Annotated in this window: 14 protein-coding genes; 5 read left to right on the forward strand and 9 right to left on the reverse strand. The window is 66.0% G+C overall.

The genetic code is table 11. The features are described from left to right. Positions 1-12: 12 nt before the first annotated feature. The 3 genes from E3T41_RS16755 to E3T41_RS18070 all read right to left on the reverse strand — a co-directional run bounded on the left by E3T41_RS16755 (position 13) and on the right by E3T41_RS18070 (position 3,291). The gene (locus E3T41_RS16755) at positions 13-1,272 is read right to left on the reverse strand and encodes a beta-ketoacyl synthase (RefSeq protein WP_092451220.1); all 1,260 of its coding nucleotides are present in this window, start codon (positions 1,270-1,272) and stop codon (positions 13-15) included. Beyond that, positions 1,269-2,777: a class I adenylate-forming enzyme family protein gene (locus E3T41_RS16760; protein ID WP_092451222.1), complete on the reverse strand. Its 1,509-nt coding sequence runs from the start codon at positions 2,775-2,777 to the stop codon at positions 1,269-1,271. Before E3T41_RS16760 ends, E3T41_RS16755 begins: the two co-directional genes overlap by 4 nt. A 352-nt stretch (positions 2,778-3,129) precedes the next feature. Further along, positions 3,130-3,291 carry a hypothetical protein gene (locus E3T41_RS18070; RefSeq protein ID WP_166791603.1) on the reverse strand — a complete coding sequence of 54 codons (162 nt, stop codon included), beginning with the start codon at positions 3,289-3,291 and terminating at the stop codon, positions 3,130-3,132. Positions 3,292-3,610: 319 nt separating this feature from the next. On the opposite strand from E3T41_RS18070, the gene E3T41_RS16765 reads away from it, so the two are divergent. Then, positions 3,611-4,525, forward strand: a complete 915-nt coding sequence (locus tag E3T41_RS16765) for an oxygenase MpaB family protein (protein ID WP_092451224.1) — start codon at positions 3,611-3,613, stop codon at positions 4,523-4,525. A gap of 222 nt (positions 4,526-4,747) precedes the next feature. Here E3T41_RS16765 and E3T41_RS16770 read toward each other — a convergent pair whose 3' ends face one another. The 3 genes from E3T41_RS16770 to E3T41_RS18075 all read right to left on the reverse strand — a co-directional run bounded on the left by E3T41_RS16770 (position 4,748) and on the right by E3T41_RS18075 (position 7,099). Continuing rightward, a complete protein-coding gene (locus tag E3T41_RS16770) occupies positions 4,748-6,025 on the reverse strand; it encodes a M18 family aminopeptidase (protein WP_134479439.1) in 1,278 nt (425 codons plus the stop codon). 48 nt (positions 6,026-6,073) lie between these two features. Continuing rightward, complete coding sequence (locus E3T41_RS16775) at positions 6,074-6,811, reverse strand: hypothetical protein (protein ID WP_092451228.1); 738 nt, start codon at positions 6,809-6,811, stop codon at positions 6,074-6,076. A gap of 144 nt (positions 6,812-6,955) precedes the next feature. Continuing rightward, positions 6,956-7,099, reverse strand: coding sequence for a hypothetical protein (locus E3T41_RS18075; RefSeq protein ID WP_158251650.1), 144 nt, complete (start codon positions 7,097-7,099; stop codon positions 6,956-6,958). Between the two features lie 244 nt (positions 7,100-7,343). On the opposite strand from E3T41_RS18075, the gene E3T41_RS16780 reads away from it, so the two are divergent. From E3T41_RS16780 to E3T41_RS16795, 4 genes are all read left to right on the forward strand, one after another. Then, positions 7,344-9,482 (forward strand): ATP-dependent DNA helicase RecQ, encoded by a 2,139-nt coding sequence (locus tag E3T41_RS16780; protein WP_134479440.1) that lies wholly within the window; start codon positions 7,344-7,346, stop codon positions 9,480-9,482. Positions 9,483-9,676: 194 nt separating this feature from the next. Further along, entirely contained in the window at positions 9,677-10,492 is an 816-nt protein-coding gene (locus E3T41_RS16785) for an amino acid ABC transporter substrate-binding protein (RefSeq protein ID WP_092451234.1), read from the forward strand. A 12-nt stretch (positions 10,493-10,504) separates the two neighbouring features. Next, positions 10,505-11,173: an amino acid ABC transporter permease gene (locus tag E3T41_RS16790; protein ID WP_092451236.1), complete on the forward strand. Its 669-nt coding sequence runs from the start codon at positions 10,505-10,507 to the stop codon at positions 11,171-11,173. Beyond that, positions 11,160-12,026, forward strand: coding sequence for an amino acid ABC transporter ATP-binding protein (locus tag E3T41_RS16795; protein ID WP_134479441.1), 867 nt, complete (start codon positions 11,160-11,162; stop codon positions 12,024-12,026). The genes E3T41_RS16790 and E3T41_RS16795 overlap by 14 nt, the downstream gene beginning before the upstream one ends. A gap of 165 nt (positions 12,027-12,191) precedes the next feature. Here the strand turns inward: E3T41_RS16795 and E3T41_RS16800 are convergent, their stop codons facing one another. The 3 genes from E3T41_RS16800 to E3T41_RS16810 all read right to left on the reverse strand — a co-directional run bounded on the left by E3T41_RS16800 (position 12,192) and on the right by E3T41_RS16810 (position 13,711). Then, a complete protein-coding gene (locus E3T41_RS16800) occupies positions 12,192-12,488 on the reverse strand; it encodes a hypothetical protein (RefSeq protein WP_092451240.1) in 297 nt (98 codons plus the stop codon). Next, entirely contained in the window at positions 12,485-12,814 is a 330-nt protein-coding gene (locus E3T41_RS16805) for a hypothetical protein (protein WP_092451242.1), read from the reverse strand. The genes E3T41_RS16800 and E3T41_RS16805 overlap by 4 nt, the downstream gene beginning before the upstream one ends. A gap of 345 nt (positions 12,815-13,159) precedes the next feature. Next, complete coding sequence (locus E3T41_RS16810; RefSeq protein ID WP_134479442.1) at positions 13,160-13,711, reverse strand: hypothetical protein; 552 nt, start codon at positions 13,709-13,711, stop codon at positions 13,160-13,162. Positions 13,712-13,738: the final 27 nt, after the last annotated feature.

A 13,738-nucleotide genomic window follows, 5' to 3' on the forward strand; every position in this document is an offset into this window, starting at 1 on the left:
TCTGCTCCTTCGTCATGCATTGGCGCGTCTGATCAGTACCGCGCCGTTGTGGCCGCCGAACCCGAACGAGTTCGACAGCACCGTGTCAACACGCTGTCGGCGGGCCTTGCCGGCCACGATATCCCAGCCCGCGAACTCGAGGTCGTCGAGGTTGCGAGTGGGCGGTAATACCTCGTCACGCAACGACTGCACGGCGATGATTGCCTCCACCACCCCGGACGCGCCGAGGAGGTGGCCTGTGCTGGACTTGGTTGCGCTGATCGGGATGCTGCGAGCTCGATCACCGAGCGCGGCATCCATCGCGTTCAGTTCGGCGGCATCACCGGTCGGTGTTCCGGTGCCGTGTGCGTTGATGTGGTCGACGGCATCTGGCGTGACGCCGGCGTCGGCAAGGCAGACTCGCACAGCTTGCGCCGCTCCTCGACCTTGTGGATGCGGTGCGGTCGGGTGGTACGCATCGCTGGCCGCCCCGAAACCGGCCAGCTGGGCTAACACTGTGGCCCGGCGGGTGCGCGCGCCCTCCTCGGACTCGAGAAGGATGGCGGCGGCCCCGGCCGACATTACGAAGCCGGAGCGTGCCCGATCGAAGGGGCGGGATGCGGCGGCGGGATCATGCTCGTACCCAGCTGCCAGGGCGCGTATGTTCGCGTTCGATGCGAGATTTACCGGGTTCAGGCAGTCCTCGACACCGACGACGAGGACTGCGTCGGCGTAGCCGTGGCGGATGCGACGCAGCGCCTCCCCGAGACCGATCGCGCCGCTCGCGCACGTCGCCGATACGCTCTGTGCCGGCCCGAATGCCTGGTAGCGCTGGCTGAGTAGGGCCGCCGCTGCGTCGGGTGCACCGTAGATCGCGAGGGTCAGTGGCACTGCTCGGGGGCCGCGCTCGTCGAGGGCGCGGGTGGCGTGCTGCATGGCGTTGACCGGTCCGGAGCCCGTGGCGGCGATCACCGCGAATCGGTGCGGGTCCCACGGCATCTCGCCGGTTCCGGGCGTCCAGCCTGCCTGCGCCAGTGCCTGGTCAGCGGCCGCGACGGCCCAGTGTTGGCTGCGGCTCAGCCGACGGGCAAGGCTCGGTGCGAGGACGCTGGATACCTCGAACCCGTGCACCTGTCCGCCGATGCGCACGGCCAGGTCGGCGAATTCGGGATCGTCAAGTGTCGTAATGGCGCTGCGGCCGTGGCGGACGGCATCCCACATCGTCGGCACATCCAAGCCGCTCGGGGTGATCGCCCCGAGCCCGGTAATGACCACGCGGCGCCGATCGCTCACAGCCGCACGGCCTCTCCCCGCGCGACGAGCTGCGCGGTGGCGGCGCGGCGAATCTTTCCGCCGATTGTGCGCGGCAGCCGCTCGACCCAGTACCAACGGCGTGGGACGAATTGCGGGGCCAGGTTGTGCCGCGCGTGCGTGAGCAGCTGACCCTTGTTTGGCGTTTCACCCTCGATGACGAGGGCGATGACAGTGCCCAGCCGTTCGTGAGGAAGCGCCACGGCGCAAATCGCGCCCAGGCGCGGTATCACCTCGAATGCGCGTTCCACCTCCGGTAACGCCACCTTGTGTCCGCCGGTGACGGCGATGTCTCCGGCGCGGCCCACCAGAACCAACGCACCGTCGACCAGCCGGCCGTGGTCATGTACGGTTGACCAGCCGTCGGAGCCCTTCAGCACGGCATTTGTCGTACGGGCGATGTAACCGTCGGAGCAAGCGGCGGCCCGGATCCACAGCGTGCCGGGCTCGCCGTCGGGCAGCTCGGCGCCATCCTTGTCGCGAATACTCGCCTTGACACCATCGTAGATGTTGATAGTTGTGCCGTCACCGTCACGGCTGTCACCGATGAACCCGATCTCAGCTGCACCGTAATAACTGATCAGCCGCACATCGGGCAGCACGTCGGCCAAACCCGCACGAAGAACGGCGGGTAGATTCGCGCCGCCAGTGACGATCAGTTCGAGCGTGGTGAAGCGGGCGGGGTCACGACGGGCGGCATTCACCAGTGCCTGCACGACGGCAGGGACCGTAACGACGCGGGTGATCTTCTCGTCGAGGATGCGCGCGGCCATTTCCAGCGGATTGAACACGTCCGCCATGTGCGCGCTGCCTCCGGAGGCGAGGCACTCGATCAGCGCGTAGAGGGTGAGGCTGTACGACACTGGGCCGGGCGCGAGCGTTGCGACGCCGGGCCGTGGTTCCAGGTGCGCACTGGAGATCGCGAAGTTCTCGCGGTACTGGTGCCGCGTCTTCAGGAATGCCTTGGGGTTGCTCGTCGTGCCCGATGAGAACAAGAGGAGGAAAGGCTCGTTGCCGTGCCGCACCGTCGGTGCTGCCGCCGCCGTGGCAGATGCCTCGCGCTGCATGAAGTCGGCCAGCGGCTGGATCGTACCGGTCCAGCCGCGCGCGGCGAGGGCATCCGCAAGGTCGGTAGCATCACTGATCACCACACCGATTCCCGTGGCAAGAATGACGCCGACCCTGTGCTCCAGCGGCCACCGTGGGTCGATAGTCGCCGACACAGCGCGGAACCCCGCGAGCCCCGCGATGATGCGTGCCGTATGGAACGCTGATGCGATGCTCACGGCCGTGATCGGGATGCCGCCGGTTTCAGCGGCGGGTACCGGCGGCGTGTGCTGCCTCAAGTGAAGCTCCTCCACGGCCGCGAACATGTACCGGGAATCCTCAACGAGTTGCGCATACGTCAGCCGAATATCAGCTGCAACTATCGCCAGCTGGTCCGGATACTGCTCGGCGACTTCCAGCACGGTCCGCGTAATCGGCACCCGCGACCTCCTTGCGCGACCACGCCCTGGATCGATGCGATTAGTCTAATCCCCACCTAGTCCTCAATCGACCGGTCTGCGTGGGTTGTGACGGCGTGGTGACCCGAGAGTTCTGCTCTGATGGTCAGGCTCGATCCGGCTCAGCGCAGCTGATTAGAGCAGATCGTCACCGACTTGCTCGAGCGGGTCTGGACTTTCCAGTCCGAAGATTCCGGATGCGAAGACGGTTGATCGCCGCCGGCAGTACGACGACGCTCGTGGTGAAGACGGAGTGGCGTTCTGGTTCGCTGAACACCACCGGTCACACTGCCGCGCTAGGAACCCGTTCGGCGCCGTCCCCGGCCCGGCCACCTCACCCACCAGCAGTGCCGGATGCCACCGCCTCATCAAAGAATTCGGGGCGCGGATCATCACCGACGCGACCGACGCCGCCGAACTGCAGGAGCCAGGGTCGGCCAGCCTTCGGGCTGGCCGACGAGGGCCGCATCGACACCCAGCCCGACGAAACGTGCACTGTTACCCGCTATGCCGACAGCAACGCCTAACCGAGGAGACTCATCATGACCATCACCCACATCACCCAGCTCCGCCCCCTCCGCATCGGCTTTCTCACGGAGCTTGAACCTACTTTCATTGCGACGGTTAACCTCGCTCCGGTGACTAATGGCCAATCGTCACCACCACCACCACCAAGGACGGATTCGACAGAGCCTGCAACCTATACCGCGACAGCACGACAAACTCAACGTAAAATCCGCAGAACTCGCGATACGCAACGCCAGCGCTGCTGCACTCGCGGCGAGCGTCCAGCAGGGCAGGGCTACCATCCGAGGATGGGCAAATTTTTTGACAGCTGGCGCTCGCACCTACTGGTCACGCTGTCGGGCAACAGCGAAGGCCGGCCGAAATGGGTCGGCCAGATAGCGACGGGCGACGACGCCGGGTACTTCGGCCCGGGCAGCGCGGCCTGGGCGGTACACGGCGGAATGGCGACCATGGTCGCCGGCATTCGGGCCCTGCTCATGCAGACGCTGCACCCGGGCGCGATGGCCGGGGTGCACGACTGGTCCCGCTATCACGAAGACCCGCTCGGCCGCCTGTCGGGAACGATTCAATGGCTCGTCACCGTGACCTTCGCGGACACGGTGGTGGCTCAGCGCGAATCGGACCGGGTGGCTCACTTTCACGAACGCGTCGCCGGGACCTACCTTGATGCGCAGGGCAAAGAACGGCCGTACACCGCGGGTGACCCCGAGCTTCTCTCGTGGGTGCACGTGGTCTTCACCGACGCCTTCCTGCAGACCCACCTGCTTTGGGGCGACGCCATTCCCGGCGGTTCCGACGGCTACGTCAACGAATGGGCCACGGCCGGCGAGCTGATCGGCGTGCAAAATGCTCCACATTCGGCCAGTGAACTCGCCGCCCAGCTGGAGGCCTTTCGCAGCGCCGGAACCCTGAAAAGCGACGCCCGCGTCGCCGAGGCGGTGCGATTCATCCGCTACCCGCCGCTCAGCCGTGGCATGCTGCCCTTTTACCGCATCATGTTCGCCGGGGCCGTCGCCTCGATCCCTCGCGAGTATCGCGACATGCTCGGTCTGAAACGCTCCCGACTGCCCTCCCTCTGGGCCACCCGCCTCGTTCTGGGCGTCGTGCGCACCCTGCTCGGCCCTTCGTCGACCTCAGAGGATGCTGCCCGCGCACGTTTGGCGCGGATCACACGCACCGACCAGCTCGCTCCCGAGACGTAGCCCCCGCGCGGGCCTCGATCGACTGTTACTCGGTAAGATCAGGCCCTGGCGCCGGAAGGCATTCCACACACCGTGATCGAGTACTGCGGTAGTGACTTCATCGGCGTGCAGCTTGACGTCGTCGGGCGGGCGACAGCGGATACACCGACACCCCAGCCCTCGCCCTATCAGCACCCGCTCCTGACCCAGCCCTCGAATGGGTGCCGTCCGGACCAGGTCCGGTTACGCCTCGGGCACGAAGAACGCAGCCGTAGCCGCGCTGAGCGCTTGGGGATCGTTGACGTGGCAGAGTTCCCGCGCTGAGTGCATCGACAACAACGGCACACCAACGTCGACGACGCGGATGCCGAGGCGGGTCGCGGTCAGTGGTCCGATGGTCGACCCGCAGGGAACCGTGTTGTTGGAGACGAATTCCTGGTACTCAACGTTGGCCTGGGCGCAGGTGCGCGCCCACAGGGCCGCGCCATGGGCATCCGTTGCGTAACGCTGGTTGGCATTGATTTTAAGCAGCGGGCCGCCGCCGAGAATGGGCGCGTTCGCCGGGTCGTGGCGCTCGGGGTAGTTCGGGTGCACGGCATGTCCGGCGTCGGCGGAGAGGCACCAGGACTCGGCGTAGGCCTGCAGCCGCTCCGAAACGGATGCGCCGAGACCGGCGCCGATCCGGGTGATAATATCATCGAGCAGCGGCCCGCTCGCGCCGGAGCGGGACTGCGAGCCGAGCTCTTCGTGGTCGAAGGCGGCCAGCACGCTGATCGGGCCGGTGGTGTGCTCGCTCGTCAGGATCAGGGCGCGCAGCCCGGCGTACACCGAGGTGAGGTTGTCGAGGCGCCCGCCGGCAAACAGCTCCTGGCCGAGACCGAACGTCGCCGGAGGGTTGGTGTCTGCGGTGAGAATGTCGTAACCGGCAACATCCGCTGCCCGAAGACCGGCCAGACTGGCCAGATGAGCCAGCAGGTCGGCCTCGGCTGCATCGCCGACGCCGAAGACCGGCGTGAGGTGGCGTTGCTTGTCGAGGGTCAGGCCGTTATTGACCTCGCGGTCGAGGTGCACCGCAAGCTGCGGGATACGCAGGAACGGTCCGGTGCGCACCAGATGCTCAACGCCATCGCGGGTGACCAGCCGGCCGGCGAGCTCGAGCTCGCGGTCGAGCCAGGAGTTCTGCAGCGGCCCGCCGTAGACCTCGACGCCAGCCTGCAGCCAACCGTGTGCGCCGATCGTGGGTTTGGGCTTGAGCTTGAACCCCGGGGAGTCGGTGTGCGCGCCGAGGATGCGGAACGGCGTGGTGGGCCCGGCGTTGGCCGGCTGGGACCAGGCGATCACGGCGCCGTCGCGCACGACGTAGCAACGCTCTGCAGCATCGATCCAGTTGTCTGACTCGCTCAGCCGGGTGAAACCGGCCGCGTCGAGGCGCCGGGCCACCTCGGCTGCGGCGTGGTACGACGACGGTGAGGCTTGCAGAAAAGCAGTGAAATCGGTGATGTAGTCGGGCGTTGCATCCATTCCTCCATCCAACCACTCAGGTCGGGCAGCGGATGCCGTGGGCGTGATCTACCCAGCGACCGGCGCCTCGGATTGCAGGGCCGCTCGGGCGAAAGCCGCGCCGCCAACGGTGACAGCGCTGCGGTCGCCGTGCCAGGCATCGGTCTGCTCGAACACGCTGAGCCGGTTGAGCAGGCGCCACTTGGTGTCGACGAGGTGCCAAACCGAGTCCGTCGTCGGTTCCTGACCGTCGGACTGCACCCAGCCGAGTGAGCCGAGCGCGCGCGCGAGGGTCACCAGATAGTCCTCGCGTCGGGTGAGGCCGCGGGTCGCGACGAACAGCAGCAGCAGTCGGGTGGCATCGCTCACGGCGGCAGTCCGACTGTGATGAATGGTGCGGGCGAGGTGCCACCACAGTTCGCGCGGATTCCCGGCAAGGGCGCGACCCTTCTTGGTGAGCAGCAGCGTCCCCTTGCTGATGCGCAGCAACCCGACATCGCGCAGGTGCCCGCGCAGCTCCTGCAGCGGGCTCAAGTGGACTTCACGGTTGACGCTGATCGGCCAGCCCCAGTCGAGCGCGGCGGCTGCCTCCACGACGACGGCCGGCGGCAGGTGTCCGGCCTGAGTCAAACGGATGCCGTCGGTGCCGACCCGGTTCAAAATCCACTGCGCTTGCGCGACCATGCGTGCCATGGCTCGTTCCTGCAGCAGGATCGGGTCGCCCACACGGGCCTGGCCGATGAGTCGGCGAAAACCGACGACCGCCTGTTCCGGCAGCCGCGTCTCGATCTCCTGAATCACGTTCACCCACCGAGCCTACTGAGCGATGTCGCTCAAAACTGACGGATGCCCCACGACACGCACGCTGGACCGGTGTTCGAGAATCTATCGCGCGGGTTCTGCGGCTGCTTGGTCAGCGAAACGTTGTGGTGCTGCCGGATCGACCGGCCCCTATCCGCCGTGGTGGGACTTGACCAGCAGCACAACGCCGAGCCCCAGCCACCACAGCATTCCCAGCGGGATCAGTGCCATGGAGGCAACCCAAAGAAACCCGGGGAAGTCGATACCTGCTGCCGTCAGGAATGGACCAGCCATGAGCATCACGAGCCGGAGGCCGGTGACTAATCCCAGGACGCATAACCAGATCGGGAGGGCGCGGGAGCGTGCCCCAGCCACACAGATACCCACCGACCTGGGTCTAGCGATGACAGAACAGTACGCGCACGGACGCCCGACCGGAATGGGCTTTCCCGGCGATTTTCAGTGCGTCGAGCAGCATTCCGCTCCCGCAAACCCGAGGGCGGGCGGGACTGTCGGTGGTATCTGGCACCCTTGAAGGATGACCGACACCCGCGCATCCGCTCTGGCCATTCTGCGCACCCTGGTGGGTCGGGACGACGCCTCCTGGCACGACGGCCAGTACGAGGCGATCGAAACCCTGGTCGACCAGCGCCGCCGCGCACTCGTCGTGCAGCGCACTGGGTGGGGCAAATCGGCCGTGTATTTTGTGGCGACCCTGCTGCTGCGACGCCAGGGCGCCGGCCCGACCATTCTGGTCTCGCCGCTGCTCGCACTGATGCGCGACCAGGTTGCCGCGGCGGCGCGAGCCGGGGTAAGAGCGGTGTCGATCAACTCGTCGAACGCGCACGAGTGGGCCGACGTGCTGCGTCAGCTCGATGCCGACGAGGTTGACGTGCTGCTGGTGTCGCCCGAACGGCTGAACAATCCGTCTTTCCGCGATGAGCAGCTGCCCGCTTTGATCGCCCGCGTCGGCCTGCTCGTGGTCGATGAAGCACACTGCATCTCGGACTGGGGCCACGACTTTCGCCCGGACTACCGTCGCCTGCGCGACCTGATCGCCCAGATGCCGACAGGGGTGCCGGTGCTCGCCACGACGGCGACCGCCAACAGCCGGGTCGTGCAAGATGTCGCGGAGCAGGTGGGTATGGTCGCCGCTGGTTTTGGTGCCGGCACTGGCGCCGCAGAGGTCGTCACGATTCGCGGCCCGCTCGCCCGTTCTTCGCTGCGCCTCGGCGTGCTGCGCCTGCCCGACTCGCGTGCTCGACTGGCCTGGCTGCTCAGCCACCTCGGCGATCTGCCCGGTAGCGGCATCATCTACACCCTCACCGTGGCGGCGGCCGAAGACACCGCCCGGCTGCTGCGTGAGGCCGGCCACGCGGTGCGCGCCTACACCGGGCAAACCGATACGGCTGAGCGCGAAGAGTCCGAGGGGCTACTCAAGACCAACCAGGTCAAGGCGCTCATCGCCACGAGTGCCCTCGGCATGGGATTCGACAAACCCGACCTCGGTTTCGTGCTGCATCTAGGGGCGCCTTCCTCCCCCGTCGCGTACTACCAGCAGGTGGGACGCGCCGGTCGTGCCACCGCCTCGGCCGACGTGCTGCTGTTGCCCGGCACCGAGGACGAGGCGATCTGGCACTATTTCGCGACCGCTTCGATGCCCAATCAGGCCAAGGCCCTCGCCGTGATCGGCGCGCTCGAAGCTGCCGGTGCACCCCTGTCGACGCCGGCGCTCGAGGCCAGGGTCGACCTTCGGCGCACCCCGCTCGAACTGCTACTCAAGGTGCTCGACGTCGACGGCGCCGTGCACCGGGTCAAGGGCGGCTGGCAGTCCACCGGGCAGCCCTGGGTCTACGACTCCGAACGCTACGAACGCATCGCCGCCGCGCGGCTCGGCGAACAGCGGGCGATGCTCGAGTTCGAGAGCACCACCGGCTGCCGCATGGAATTTCTGCAACGTGCCCTCGACGACGATACCGCCGTGCCCTGCGGCCGCTGCGACAACTGCCAGGGCTCCTGGTATCCGGTCAACCTGGCCGAGGGAGCAGCCACCACGGCCGCGCAATCGCTCGACCGGGTGGGCGTCGCGATCGACGTGCGCGCCCAATGGCCCACCGGCATGAGCAGCCTCGGCGTCGCGGCCACCGGCAAGATCCCCCTCGCAGAACGCGCCGAACCCGGCCGCGCGCTGGCCCGGCTGACCGACCTAGGCTGGGGCGGCCCCCTGCGAGATCTCTTCGCCACCGGTGCAGCCGATGCTGCAGCCCCGCCGGCCATGCTGGCCGCCTGTGTGCGGGTGCTGGCCGAGTGGGGGTGGGCCGATCGACCGGCGGCTATTGTCTCGATGCCGTCGCGGCAGCATCCGCTTCTGATCGATTCGGCGGCCCGGTCACTGTCCGAGGTCGGCCGGCTGCCGTGGCTCGGCGCCCTGAACTGGGCGAACGGCGGCCCCACCGGTGAACCCGGCGGCAACAGCGCCTACCGGCTGTCCAGCGTCTGGGACCGATTCGCGGTGGGGCCCAATCTCGCTGAGGCGCTCGCACCGTTCGCCGGGCGCCCTATTATGCTCATCGACGACCTTGCCGACAGCCGCTGGACCGTGACCGTGGCCGCCCGCGTGCTGCGCCAGCACGGCGCCTCGGCCGTGCTGCCGTTCACGCTCGCACTGCGCTCGTAGCCGCTGGGCGTTGCGTCGTGGCCGACAAGCGCTGCTTTCGTACCCAACCAGCGCTGCCATCGGGCGTAACCGGAATATTCGAGCCCGCCAGCGCCTTGTTACGCTGGGGACGCCGCTACTCGCGGCCTCCGCACATTCTGGGACAGTACCCGCACGACCCGCGCTCACCCCCATTAGTTCGTTAGGCGTTTTTCATGAAGCTCAGATTCATTCCAGCCGCTTTGCTTTCCATCGTCGCCCTCACCCTGACCGGCTGCTCGGCCTCCAGCGCCGACAACGCAGCGGACAGCACGACCGGCACCGACGATTCGCTCAGCAGTGTGCTCGACGCCGGCACCCTCGTGATCGGCACCGAGGGAACCTACCGGCCGTTCTCGTTCCACGAAGACGGATCCGGCGAACTGACCGGTTATGACGTCGAAGTCGCTCGCGCCGTCGCCACCGAGCTCGGCGTTGACGCCAAGTTTGAAGAAACCCAGTGGGACGCCATCTTCGCCGGCCTCACCGCCGGCCGCTGGGACACCATCGCCAACCAGGTGTCCATCACGCCGGAACGCCTGGACGCCTACAAGTTCTCCACGCCGTATACCTACTCCACCGGCGTCATCGTGGTTCCGTCCGACAACACCTCGATCACCTCGTTCGCGAGCCTCGACGGCAAGACAACCGCGCAGTCGTTGACCAGCAACTGGAACACCCTCGCTACTGAGAGTGGCGCCACCGTTGAGGGCGTTGAGGGCTGGGCCCAATCGGTCGCCCTGGTCGAACAGGGCCGAGTGGATGCCACGGTCAACGACAAGCTGACCTTCCTCGATTACCAGAAGACCAACGGCGCCGACAACCTGAAGATCGCCGCCGAGACAGAGGAGCGCTCGGAGAGCGCGTTCGCCTTCGCCAAGGACGGCACGGCCCTGGCCGACGCCGTGAGCGAAGCGCTCGCCACCCTGAGCGCCGACGGCACGCTGGCCGAGCTCTCGGACAAGTACTTCGGCGCCGACGTCAGCCAGTAAACCGACACGTCGATGATCCAACCTGAGTGGGATTTGTTCCTCAGCTCGCTGTGGCCAATGTTCGACGGCGCGGTGCGCGGCACGATTCCGCTCGCCCTGATGTCGTTCGCGATCGGGCTCGTGCTCGCGATTGCACTGGCATTGATGCGGTTGTCGACCCGCCGCTGGCTGTCCGGAATCGCACGCGGCTACATCTCGATCGTGCGAGGCACTCCGCTGCTGGTACAACTGTTTGTGATCTTCTACGGGCTGCCGTCGATCGGCGTGACGATCGATCCGTGGCCGAGCGCTGTGGTCGCCTTCTCGATCAATGTGGGTGGCTACGCGGCCGAGGTCATTCGGGCCGCGATTCTCTCGGTACCCAAGGGCCAGTGGGAAGCGGCCTACATGATCGGCATGTCGCACCGTCGGGCTCTCACCCGCATCATCCTGCCGCAGGCAGCCCGGGTCTCGGTGCCGCCGCTGTCGAACACCTTCATCAGCCTGGTGAAGGACACCTCGCTGGCCTCCACGATCCTGGTCACCGAGCTGTTTCGTGAGGCGCAGCAGATCGCTGCTTTCAGCCAGGAATTCATGCTGATCTACCTCGAAGCAGCCCTGATCTACTGGGTCATCTGCCTCGTGCTTTCCACCGGGCAGGGTTTTCTCGAAAAGCGATTGGACCGCTATGTCGCCCGCTGATCTCTCGCCCGGCTTTGCCGCCGGCGAAATGGATGCCGCTCCCCTGCTGCGCGTGCGCGGCCTGCAGAAAAGTTTTGGCAGCAACCGAGTCCTGGAATCGGTAGACCTCACCGTGGGTCGCGGCCGGGTACTCGCGCTGATCGGACCGTCAGGCTCGGGCAAGACCACGATCCTGCGCTGCTTGAACGGGTTGGAATTACCCGACGGCGGCACGATCGACGTCGCCGTCGCCAGCGCGAGTGACCGGGGTCCGGGCGGTTCAGCTGCCGGCCGGGGCGAGCGCTCGGCCGCACCGTTGACCATCGATTTTGCGGCGAAAACCTCACCGAAAGAGTTGGCTAGCCTGCGCGACCGGTCGGCGATGGTCTTCCAGCACTACAACCTGTTCCCGCACAAAACCGTGCTGCAGAACGTGATCGAGGGACCGGTAATCGTGCAGCGACGCCCGGCAGCCGAGGTGACCGCCGAAGCACTCGCCCTCCTCGATCGGGTCGGCCTGACCGACAAGCGGGACAGTTACCCGTTCGAGCTCTCCGGCGGCCAACAACAGCGGGTCGGAATCGTTCGGGCACTCGCCCTGCGGCCGCAGGTGCTGTTGTTCGACGAACCGACATCCGCTCTCGATCCCGAGCTGGTCGGCGACGTGCTGCGCCTGATCAAGGAACTCGCCGACGAGGGCTGGACCATGGTGATCGTCACCCACGAACTCGAATTCGCCCGAGAGGTCGCCCACGAGATTGCGTTCGTCGACGGCGGAACGATCGTCGAGCACGGCGACCCGAAACAGCTGCTGCGGAACCCACAACATGAACGCACCCGCCAGTTTCTGCACCGACTGCTCAACCCGTTCTAGGCTGCGGGCACTGAGCCGCCGACCGAGCAGCAGGCACTGAGCAGAGCGCGGCGTGACCGGGGTCCGAACGGCCCGAGCAGCTGCCACGGCATCCGCGACCCGCACGACCGCGCTCAAAACGGGTAGCCGCTACGCCGGTTCGTTACCGCAGAGCGCGGGCGGGCGCTATGGGTGCGGCGTGATGATCACGACGGTGATGCGGTCGAGCCCTGGTCCGTAATGCCAGTAGATGCGACCGGCTGTGGGCGTGCGGTGCTCAATGTAGGAGTCCCAGACGGCCTCGCCCTTCTTGCCCGCCAGCGACACATATTTGTGCGAGCGCAGGGCCGGATCTTCGGGGTTCAGCTGCAGCCGACCGAGCGCGGTTCGCACGCGCTTGAGTCGGCCGACCAGTTGCGGTTTCGCTTCTAGAATGGAGAGTCCGGATGCCGCTTCCCGAGTGAGCAGGAGCGTAAAGCTCATGACCGGGGCTCGGCGGAGGCATTCTCGTCCTCGAGCGGGTGGTCTTCCTCGGCGTACCGGGTGAAGTCACCGCCCTCACTCGTTTCGTCCTTGGAACTGTGCTCGAGGCCACGCACCAGAGCGGCACGAATTCCCTCGTCATCCCAGACCAGAAGTTCCCGGCGGGGAATGGACACGAGCGGCGTCAGAAGAATTTCACCCTCGGCATTCACCGCAACGGCATACCGATCATCACGGTGCACGCCGGCCTTGCCAAAAGCCATTCTGGAGCGCTCATCGGCGCTCACTTCGCCCATCGGAACGAAATCCGACTTCAGTTCCACCATGTCGTCACCCAATCATCTGGTGGCATTGACTCGCGAGGGTAAACCACCCTGGCAGGACATTGCCCGTCTGAAAAATGAGATTACCCCAGATTTACATGTGGGTAAACCCCTAGTCAAGACTTTCAGAAGATGTATACTCCGCAGCCACAGAGGTCTCTCAGGGTTGGTGACGGTGAGTTCAGGCGCTGGTCGCAGACAGATCGCACCGTGAAATCCCACCGCACACAGAAAGATCAGTCCGGCCGATAGGGCGATCGGACTGATCTAGACAGCATGAATATACAACGCCGGGGGCACCTGCTCAAGCACAAAACACCTAGTGGCTGACTGTTCCGCCGGGAAAAATCACCGAGCCGAGGACACCACGGTCTGCAGATCACTCGAGCGCAGCGACCGGGATTCCCGCTTGGCGCGCGGGTCCGAACGGAGCGGCGTTTCGGCCCGCTCCAGCAGATAGCGCGTGACCGTGTGCCAGTCCGCAAACTTCGGTGTCAGAAACTTGATCAGCTCCCCCTCGAACCGGTCAGCCCCGACGGCCATGCCATCGTCGACCAGAAAGTCTCCGCGATTCAAATGCTTGTGGTGCGAGAAGATCAGCCGTTTGTAGGCCGGACCGGTCGCATCCGCTCCTAAATGTTCCTGTACCCACTCCAGCTTGTGCTGCCAGGCACTCGCGTTGCCCCACGGCGCCATCGACAAAATATAGGTGTCAAAGGATTTCGCCAGGGTACGAAAGGCCTCTATCGCGCCGCTGATCGGTTCCATCCGGGCGAAAACGCCCGGCACCTCATCGAGTCTTTTTTCGTAGCGGCTGTATTCCGTGTTGGTCAGGCGGTCGATTCCCGATTGCACGTTGACGAGTGTGTTGTCGAGGTCGATATAGAGGATCTTTTTCATTCGGGCTCCCTAATGCGGCTCGCATCA

It is taken from the genome of Cryobacterium sp. Hh38, from assembly GCF_004403235.1.
Classification (GTDB): domain Bacteria; phylum Actinomycetota; class Actinomycetes; order Actinomycetales; family Microbacteriaceae; genus Cryobacterium; species Cryobacterium levicorallinum.

Excerpts from the sequence above, each read along its gene's own strand:
- E3T41_RS16765 (WP_092451224.1), top strand. The coding sequence starts at position 3,611 with ATGGGCAAATTTTTTGACAGCTGGCGCTCGCACCTACTGGTCACGCTG.
- E3T41_RS16770 (WP_134479439.1), bottom strand. The coding sequence starts at position 6,025 with ATGGATGCAACGCCCGACTACATCACCGATTTCACTGCTTTTCTGCAA.
- E3T41_RS18075 (WP_158251650.1), bottom strand. The coding sequence starts at position 7,099 with ATGGCTGGTCCATTCCTGACGGCAGCAGGTATCGACTTCCCCGGGTTT.
- E3T41_RS16780 (WP_134479440.1), top strand. The coding sequence starts at position 7,344 with ATGACCGACACCCGCGCATCCGCTCTGGCCATTCTGCGCACCCTGGTG.
- E3T41_RS16785 (WP_092451234.1), top strand. The coding sequence starts at position 9,677 with ATGAAGCTCAGATTCATTCCAGCCGCTTTGCTTTCCATCGTCGCCCTC.
- E3T41_RS16790 (WP_092451236.1), top strand. The coding sequence starts at position 10,505 with ATGATCCAACCTGAGTGGGATTTGTTCCTCAGCTCGCTGTGGCCAATG.
- E3T41_RS16795 (WP_134479441.1), top strand. The coding sequence starts at position 11,160 with ATGTCGCCCGCTGATCTCTCGCCCGGCTTTGCCGCCGGCGAAATGGAT.
- E3T41_RS16800 (WP_092451240.1), bottom strand. The coding sequence starts at position 12,488 with ATGAGCTTTACGCTCCTGCTCACTCGGGAAGCGGCATCCGGACTCTCC.
- E3T41_RS16805 (WP_092451242.1), bottom strand. The coding sequence starts at position 12,814 with ATGGTGGAACTGAAGTCGGATTTCGTTCCGATGGGCGAAGTGAGCGCC.
- E3T41_RS16810 (WP_134479442.1), bottom strand. The coding sequence starts at position 13,711 with ATGAAAAAGATCCTCTATATCGACCTCGACAACACACTCGTCAACGTG.